The sequence below is a fragment of the Endozoicomonas atrinae genome (assembly GCF_001647025.1).
Lineage (GTDB): Bacteria > Pseudomonadota > Gammaproteobacteria > Pseudomonadales > Endozoicomonadaceae > Endozoicomonas > Endozoicomonas atrinae.
In genome coordinates, this window is sequence record NZ_LUKQ02000233.1 from 1 (window position 1) to 8,380 (window position 8,380).

At 47.1% G+C, this 8,380-nt stretch carries 7 protein-coding genes; 4 read left to right on the forward strand and 3 right to left on the reverse strand.

Going from position 1 to position 8,380, the window contains the following annotated elements; genetic code table 11:
• Positions 1-410: 410 nt before the first annotated feature.
• Positions 411-845, forward strand: coding sequence for a c-type cytochrome (locus tag AK963_RS22250; RefSeq protein ID WP_066017614.1), 435 nt, complete (start codon positions 411-413; stop codon positions 843-845).
• A gap of 22 nt (positions 846-867) precedes the next feature.
• Here the strand turns inward: AK963_RS22250 and AK963_RS22255 are convergent, their stop codons facing one another.
• Positions 868-1,827: a universal stress protein gene (locus tag AK963_RS22255; protein WP_066017615.1), complete on the reverse strand. Its 960-nt coding sequence runs from the start codon at positions 1,825-1,827 to the stop codon at positions 868-870.
• Between the two features lie 164 nt (positions 1,828-1,991).
• Here AK963_RS22255 and AK963_RS22260 point away from each other — a divergent pair, with 164 nt between their 5' ends.
• From AK963_RS22260 to AK963_RS22270, 3 genes are all read left to right on the forward strand, one after another.
• On the forward strand, positions 1,992-3,086 hold the full coding sequence (locus tag AK963_RS22260; protein WP_066017616.1) for a polyamine ABC transporter substrate-binding protein: 1,095 nt from the start codon (positions 1,992-1,994) through the stop codon (positions 3,084-3,086).
• 142 nt (positions 3,087-3,228) lie between these two features.
• Complete coding sequence (locus AK963_RS22265; RefSeq protein ID WP_066017617.1) at positions 3,229-4,464, forward strand: GGDEF/EAL domain-containing response regulator; 1,236 nt, start codon at positions 3,229-3,231, stop codon at positions 4,462-4,464.
• Positions 4,465-4,646: 182 nt separating this feature from the next.
• On the forward strand, positions 4,647-6,062 hold the full coding sequence (locus tag AK963_RS22270) for an SLC13 family permease (RefSeq protein WP_238593812.1): 1,416 nt from the start codon (positions 4,647-4,649) through the stop codon (positions 6,060-6,062).
• Positions 6,063-6,093: 31 nt separating this feature from the next.
• Here AK963_RS22270 and AK963_RS22275 read toward each other — a convergent pair whose 3' ends face one another.
• Together AK963_RS22275 and AK963_RS22280 are read right to left on the reverse strand one after the other, a co-directional pair.
• On the reverse strand, positions 6,094-6,375 hold the full coding sequence (locus AK963_RS22275) for an antibiotic biosynthesis monooxygenase family protein (RefSeq protein ID WP_274520547.1): 282 nt from the start codon (positions 6,373-6,375) through the stop codon (positions 6,094-6,096).
• 42 nt (positions 6,376-6,417) lie between these two features.
• On the reverse strand, positions 6,418-7,803 hold the full coding sequence (locus AK963_RS22280; protein ID WP_066017619.1) for an SLC13 family permease: 1,386 nt from the start codon (positions 7,801-7,803) through the stop codon (positions 6,418-6,420).
• Positions 7,804-8,380 lie beyond the last annotated feature (577 nt).

The window sequence follows — 8,380 nt, forward strand, 5'->3', positions numbered from 1 at the left end:
TGAGAACCTTATTTCCGAAGATTAAAAAAACGGAAAGCGTATAGTTGTGTGATTTTGAAGATTTAAGTTGGACTTACCATCATGCTAGTAATTTGAGATAGCTTCTTACAAAGTCGCACATCGCGTAATATATGAGCCAGTATAAAGGCTGCTTATGCCATGGGCAGAGCACTTCACACAGGCAAATCACAAGAATTACCGAAATCTGCACCGTATAAACCGCTGTTTTAGAAATGCCAATTGATCTATAATCCCATTGCCTAAAATAATTCGGCTACACAGGCGAAAGCTTATAAGCGAGTCTTAAGCTACTTTTTTACTAGCTCTGGCAGTATCAGCTCATGCAACGCCTACAACAAGATAGCCATTAATCGCCTTAAGAGGACAAGCGAGTGTCACGGGGAACTCATATGCGTGCTTTGATTCTGTTAGTCGGGGGACTTTTCGCGTCGCTGGTCTTTGCCAAGCCGGCTGCAGACCTTGATCCAACTACTCGTGGTGAGATAAGCGAGCGTCTTGCTCCTGTGGGCTCCGTGTGTCTTGCCGGTGAAGAGTGTGCCAGTACTGCCGGAATAGCAGCCAGCTCCAGTAGCGGTCCGAGAAGCGGTGATGCGATTTACAACCAGTTTTGTGTGGCCTGCCACGGTTCTGGTCTGTTAGGTGCGCCTAAAAAAGATGATGCCGCTGCATGGCAAGCTGCTGAGAAGACCGCTGGCGGATTCAGCAGTCTGCTGTCCAATGCCATCAACGGTATTCGCAGCATGCCTGCTAAAGGTACCTGTATGGACTGTTCTGATGAAGAGATCAGTATTGCTATTGAATACATGAGTGGCCTCAAACCCTGACCTCTTCCTTCAGGTTTGATGATTAACCGCTGGCAGCTTCTGCCAGCGGGCTGATGAACCCTTCCGGCTTCACCGCCAGTATTGAGCAGTAGATGCTGTTCATGATGTTTTCAGCCGTATTCCCCACCAGAATACCTTCCTTATGACGCCCAAGCGTTCCCATCACAATCACATCAACGTTCAACTCGTTGGCCAGTTGCTGGATCTCGGTGGCAGGGTTGCCCCTGAGTAAATGAATGGATACAGGCTGCTGTTCATCATTTTCTATCACACCCACTTCCTGCATCACTTCCTGCAGTTTGTTGTGATAACGCCGCTGGGTAATTTCCTGCAATTCGTAGAGTTCTTCATCAGACAATGTTTTCAGGGAACGCCTCCCCAGGGGAACATTCCAGACACTGACAAGATGCAGCGCAGCCTTTTCCTGGCTTGCCAGATAGACACCATATTGCAATAACGTTCGGTTCAAATCGTGGGCATCCGAGTCCGGGTCGCCAGCATCCATGGCCACCATGATTTTGCCACTGAAGTCCGGGAGCTGATCTCGGTCTGCCATCATTAAAATGGGAACCGGGCACTTTCTGAGCAGGGCCAGGTCATTGCCGGTCAGCTGTTTACGAGTCAGGGCTCCACTGGCATCCGCCAGTTTGATGACCAGGTCAATATGATGATCCTTGATCACCTTATGAATGGCCTGCCTGGGCCGGCCAGGAACCACCAACGTCTCCGCTTCGATACCCTGCTCCCAGGCCAGGGCCTTCAGTCGTTCGAGTTCATCTTCAAGTTGCTGCCTGAGGTGGTCTTCCAGCTTTTTTTCCAACGGGATGAATTGCAGGTGGTTCAGAGTTTCCAGGCTCTGATCAAACAGAGCAATCAATAATGTGGCCCGGTTATCCAGAGCCAGTCGAAAGGCCTGCTGTAGCTCCATATCCGAGGTGTGTTGCCGGGTAACTGCCAGAAGAATCGAACGAAAAGCATGCATCAACTTAGTCTCAAACCGATAACAACCCTAGTCAGTATCGCAGGAATTGGTCACCCTGCCCGATATTCTGTTATTAACCCATAGGAACAGACTTGTAGAACAGTGTTACTGCTATATAATCGCGCTCCCAATTATTTCCCTTGTATAAGGTTCACGGCACGCTTATGAAAAAGTTGTTCATCGTCGCCGCACTGCTCTGTGCTGCCCAGCTCCAGGCCTCAGATAACAAGGCGGAGAAACTATATTTCTACAACTGGAGCGATTACATCGCTGAAGACACCATCAAGAACTTTACCGACAAAACCGGCATCAACGTGGTTTATGACGTTTATGACAGTAATGAGGTGCTTGAAGGTAAACTGCTCTCCGGCCGCAGTGGTTTCGATCTGGTCTCTCCTTCTCACGACTTCTACAAGACGCAGATTCGTGCTGGCGTTTATGAGCCGCTGGATAAGTCCAAGTTGCCTAACCTGAAGAACCTCGATCCCGTCATTATGAAGGCGATCTCGGATAACTTTGATGAAGGCAATACCTACGGGATCCCTTACCTCTGGGGAACCACCGGTATTGGCTATAACAAGGCAGCGGTAGAGAAGGTACTGGGTAAAGATGCCCCTGTGGACAGCTGGGCACTGATTTTTGAGCCCGAGAACATGAAGAAGCTGCAGAAGTGCGGTGTTGCCTTCCTGGATGCGCCAAGTGAAGTGTTGCCTTCAGTTATGGCCTATCTGGGCATCCCCGGTAACAGTCTGCAGATGCAGGATTACAAAAAAGCGGTAGAGAAGATCAAAACCGTAGCTCCTTATGTCAGCTACTATCACTCATCCCGCTCGCTTTCTGACCTGGCCAATGGTGATATCTGTGTTGCCCTGGGCTGGTCCGGCGATATGATGATCGCCCGTGATCGTGCCAAAGAGTCAGGAAATGGTCTGGATATCCGCTATGTTGTTCCCAAGGAAGGTGCTGCCATGTGGTTTGATATGCTGGCTATTCCCAAGGACTCAAAGCATAAAGACGCCGCGCACAAGATGCTGAACTACCTGATGGAGCCAGAAGTCATTGCTGAAGTGACCAACTACGTCACCTATACCAACCCGAATCCAGCATCAAAAGCCTTTGTGGAGCCTGAAATCGCCAATGACCCGGGTGTTTTCCCTTCCAAGGAAACCATGGAGAAGCTGTTTGTATTCAAAGAGCTGCCTAGCAAGCTGAAGCGCTACATCACCCGTGAATGGTCCAGAACAAAATCAGGAAACTGATGTTTTTCAAACAGTTACCAGAAGGCATACCCTTCTGGTACTGATCTGAAGTTCCGTTCATCCAATAATCACAAAAAAAACCACTTCATACTGTCCAATACGCCATACTTTATGGATGGAGTCATTTTCACCCGGCCAGTATATGGACAGTAGAATAACCTCTCTCAGTATCTTGATTTTGGAAGATCATCCCTTTCAGCGGATGGTTGCAGAGCAAACGGTCTCAGGGCTTAATGTTGGCAGACTGCTTACTGCAGAAAGCAGTGAGGAGGCTCTGAAATTTCTTCAAAACAGAGGTGCCGTTGATATCGTTATCTGTGACCTCGATATGCCGGGCATGGATGGTATTCTGTTTATCCGACACCTCGCTGAGCAAAAGCTTTCCAAAGGTGTGATTGTTCTCAGTGCCATGGACGCATCTCTAGTCCGAATCGTAGAAGATATGGCCCTGGCTCACGGCCTGATGGTGCTGGGCCATATGCCCAAACCAATGTCCCGTACCCGCCTTAGAGAATTACTGGAATTTTACTTCTCCGAACAGGCTGAGAATCAAGCCTGTCCCGTCACATCCAGAGAACTGATCTTTGATGAAGAAGAGCTTGAGAAAGCCATTGATGACAACCAGTTCGTTCTTTACTACCAGCCAAAAGTCTTGCTGAAGAGTGGACGAATGATCTCTGTTGAAGCTCTGACTCGCTGGCATCACCCAGAAGCAGGAGTTATCAGCCCAGTCCACTTTATCCCCATGATGGAGAGTTCCGGTCTGATAGCACCCATGACCACAAAAATGATCGATCTGGCTTTGGATCAGATTCGAATCTGGCGTGAACAAGAAAGAAATATTGCCGTTGGTATTAACCTTTCTGCAGCTATTCTGACCAATACCGACCTACCTGACATGCTGATTGGAAAAATGCGGGATTTGAGTATTCCTCCAGAACTGCTGAATCTTGAGATTACAGAAAGCAGTCTGATTCAAAATGCAGCGCTTTCCCTGGAAACATTAGCCAGACTGAAGCTCCATGGTTTCTCGCTCTCTATTGATGACTTTGGAACCGGCTATTCCAGCATGCAGCAGCTAAACCGAATCCCTTTCAGTGAGCTGAAAATTGATCGCTCATTTGTCTCTAATGCCTGTAATGACAAAACTCATAAAGCAATTGTTGAAGCTAATATCAGCCTGGCCCACAAGCTTAATATGCAAACCGTTGCAGAGGGGGTAGAAACACTTGAGAGCTGGCAGTTACTGAATGAGTTAAATTGTGATCAGGCACAGGGCTACTTCATTGCCAAGCCCATGCCCGCCGATGAAATCCCCCAGTGGGAGCAGGAGTGGCTGGCAAGACAACCTATTACACCACCCAAGCCCTGTATCTGAGAAATGCATTGATTCATATTGTCATGCAACCTTCAAATATTTTATTTTCGTTTTACTACCTGAATTATATTCACTTTTGAAATTCCTTTTTCATTGACCTGCTTCAGTATGTTTGCTGAACCGTTGATGCATCATAAACACCACTAAGAATTTTAAACTGTTTTTTGCACCTCAAGGGTTGAATGACGTCTATGTCGCGAATTCTCAAGCTATCGCTGATTGCAGCCTCTTTCTTCTTTCTCTTTTTCATACCCGCTGAATTTATCCCTATCGCCAACATCACTATTGAACAACAACGGGTGCTGGCTATTTTCCTGATGGCGACATTACTCTGGGTCTCTGAGGCTGTGCCTGCCTATGCAACGTCACTGCTTATTCTCGGCCTGCTTTCCATAACGGTTTCAAATACCAGCCCATACTTCCTGAGAGAAGCGTTGAATCCGGAGGATATGCTCAACTACAAAGAGATCCTCAGCAGTCTGGCTGCACCGGTTGTCGTGCTTTTTCTTGGAGGCTTTTTTATTGCGATTGCAGCCACAAAGTACAAACTGGACATCAACCTGGCCAGGGTCCTGTTAAAACCTATTGGCAGCGATTACAAGAACGTTATGCTCGGCCTGATGGGAATTACCGCCTTCTTCTCCATGTTTATGAGTAATACCGCAACAACAGCAATGATGCTGACCTTGCTGACGCCATTGCTGGCAAACGTTGATACCACCGATAACGGCGTGAAGGGCGTTATCCTTGCCGTACCCATTGCCGCCAATATCGGCGGTATTGGAACCCCCATCGGCACACCACCCAACGCCATTGCTTTTCGCTATTTAACCGGCGAGCATGCCATTACATTTGGTGAATGGATGCTGTTTGCCATTCCCATGGCCGTGGGATTAATCATGATTGCCTGGGTACTGTTGCGTAGGCTATACCCGGGAAACATCAAAGAACTCGCCGTTAAAATCGAATGCACATTTGAAAGATCGCCAAAAGCTTATCTTGTTTATGCAACAACCGCTGCAACGGTGCTTCTATGGACCACCTCCAGCATTCATGGTGTAAATTCGTACACTGTCGCTTTGCTACCAGTCATCGTTTTCTCCCTTTCCGGGATTATCGATACGAACGACATTAAAAAGATTAACTGGGATGTACTCTGGTTAATTGCCGGTGGTATTGCACTGGGCTATGCCCTAGAAAAAAGTGGCCTGGCACGAGCTATTGTTCAAACCATTCCCTTCGACACCATGGGAACCTTTGTTGTGCTGTTCCTGATGGCCGTCGTCTCGATGGTGATGGCAACATTTATGTCAAACACCGCCACAGCAAACCTGCTAATGCCAATTGCGGTTTCAGTGGCTACAGTTTTGAGTGGGCTGGAAAATTATGGTGGCGTTAGTCTTATGGTGATCTGTGTCGCGCTCTCAGCATCAATGGGAATGTCATTGCCAATCAGTACGCCTCCAAACGCTTTGGCGCATGCCACCGGCATGGTTGCCAGCAAAGACTTTATCAAAACCGGCAAATTCATCAGTACCATTGGTGTGGTCCTGATCTTTTCAGTAATTACCCTGTTGGGTGTGATGGGTTATTTCTAATCAGAAGCCAAACTATGTACAACAACCCCGGTCACGGGGTTGTCATCCTATAATCCCTCTCAACCCTGGCAACCCGAATCCGATAATCACTGAATAAGTGGTCTCTGCCATTCTGCTGACAAAGCATGTGGCTCATGTCCTGTTTCCACTGAGACACCGCTTCTTCACTCTCCCAGAAGGAAAGGCTGCAAATCTTTCCTTCCTGAGTCAGGCTGCCAAAACGCTCCGCCGATATAAAACCCAGGTAGTCAGCAAGCTGTTCACGCATTTTTGCACCCAGTGCCAGGTAGCTATCCTGACGGTCGGGCTTTATTTCAACTTAAAAAATCACCGCATACATGAGTGACATTACCCCTTAAAAGAAGCCCATCCAAGTCATCAACATCAATACCGCAAAGATCAATATAACCCCCAATGGGCTCAGAATCTGGGCGGTTTTGATAAAGTCTCTGGTATCAACCAATCCGGTCGCATGAGCCAGGGCATTGGGCGGAGTACTGATTGGCAGGCCCATCCCCAGAGAAGACGCCAGGGCAACTGCTGTACCAATCACAACCAGTCCTCCCATCTCTTCAATACTGGCCACTGAAGTGGACATGGAAATGGCAATAGGCATGAGCAGGTTAGCAGTGGCCGTGTGAGACATGAATGTCGCCATAATCATACACAGCACGCTGATCCCCAGAATGATGGCAACCGCACCGAACTGTTCAAATGGCACCATACTGACAATCAACTCTGCAAGACCAGACGAGGCCAGAGCAGTACCGATGGCAATACCGCCCGCAAGCAGCCAGAGCACATCCCAGCTGATGTGTTTCAGATCATGCTTATCGACAATGCCACACAGACTGAATACAGCAACCGGGATAATGGCAACGGCATAAGCATTAATGCCGTGGACACTGGAGAACATCCACAGCAGGATGGTCAATGCCATGGTGATATAAACAATGTAAGGCTTCAGGCCTTTCTCAAAACGGCCATCAATCTGAACATCCAGGTCACCACCATTGGAAGGGTACATCTTCTGCAGTAACCACCAACTGAAAGCAATCATAATGACGGTAATCGGTACTGCGAACAGCATCCAGCCACCAAAAGACAACGCATGCTCACCAACGAAGTATCGAAAAGCGATAGCATTGGGCGGTGTTCCAATCGGTGTTCCCATCCCCCCCAAGTTTGCAGCGATGGGGATACTCAATACCATGGCGCGACACCCTGGATCCTGACTGTCCATTCGAGCTACCAGTGGTGTCATGATAGTCAGCATCATAACGCTGGTCGCTGTATTACTCATGAACATGGAGAAGATGGCTGTGATGATCATCACGCCAAGCATCACAATTTCATACTTCTGGCCAAAAGGCTTTAATAAGACACGGGCCAGGTTGATATCAACTTTGTACTTGGCGCACGCCAAGGCAATAAAGAATCCCCCCAGAAAAAGAACAATGACGGGCGATGCCAGACTATTGAAAATAGTCACATAGTTCAGCATATCCTCACCAAGACCGTCCCTGAGTGGAAAAGGTGCGCTGTTTGAAGCGGTCAATATCAGCAGCATAATAATAAGAAGGGACGTCGCAAACGCTGGTACAGCATCACTTACCCACAACAGGGTTGCCAGAATAAAAATGGCCATTACCCGTTGCTGTAAGACTGAAAATACACCTTCGGGAAATACTATTTCTGGGAAGCAGAACAGCCCCAGAAAGATGATTGCGATGGGGACAATCTTTTTTAAGCGGAGTCATTTAAAACATACCGTACATGAGCAAATAAAACTGGGCGGTGCACTCAAATAGCTGGAACGCTGAAGCTGATCAGTAGAAAGCAGACATTGTCGTTCTTTTAATAGCTGACTGGATGAGGCGGTTGAATTATTCAGAGCAAAATGCCGGTTATCACTGCCTGTAGCCAGAACACACCTTTGTTACTGAATAATCTTGCACAATGTTATTGTTTACTGCCCTGAGCCAAGTCATAAAGCAGCTTACTTTTCTCCTACTCATTAGAAATATTGCTTTACAACACAATTGAATGAATTCCTCGACTCAACATTCATGAACGTTAATTAGTTATTTTGAAAATCAGTGTTATTTTTTAAATAAATACGGTATCCATTTTTATCAATACTGATTTAAAACAAGATTACCCAGTCACCTATTATTCAATTCAATAATTAACGCGATGTGCGACTTTGTAAGAAGCTATCTCAAATTACTAGCATGATGGTAAGTCCAACTTAAATCTTCAAAATCACACAACTATACGCTTTCCGTTTTTTTAATCTTCGGAAATAAGGTTCTCAA

Bases quoted from the DNA above. Each gene is read 5' to 3' on its own strand.
- AK963_RS22265 (WP_066017617.1), top strand. From the start codon at position 3,229: ATGGACAGTAGAATAACCTCTCTCAGTATCTTGATTTTGGAAGATCAT.
- AK963_RS22250 (WP_066017614.1), top strand. From the start codon at position 411: ATGCGTGCTTTGATTCTGTTAGTCGGGGGACTTTTCGCGTCGCTGGTC.
- AK963_RS22260 (WP_066017616.1), top strand. From the start codon at position 1,992: ATGAAAAAGTTGTTCATCGTCGCCGCACTGCTCTGTGCTGCCCAGCTC.
- AK963_RS22270 (WP_238593812.1), top strand. From the start codon at position 4,647: ATGACGTCTATGTCGCGAATTCTCAAGCTATCGCTGATTGCAGCCTCT.
- AK963_RS22255 (WP_066017615.1), bottom strand. From the start codon at position 1,827: ATGCATGCTTTTCGTTCGATTCTTCTGGCAGTTACCCGGCAACACACC.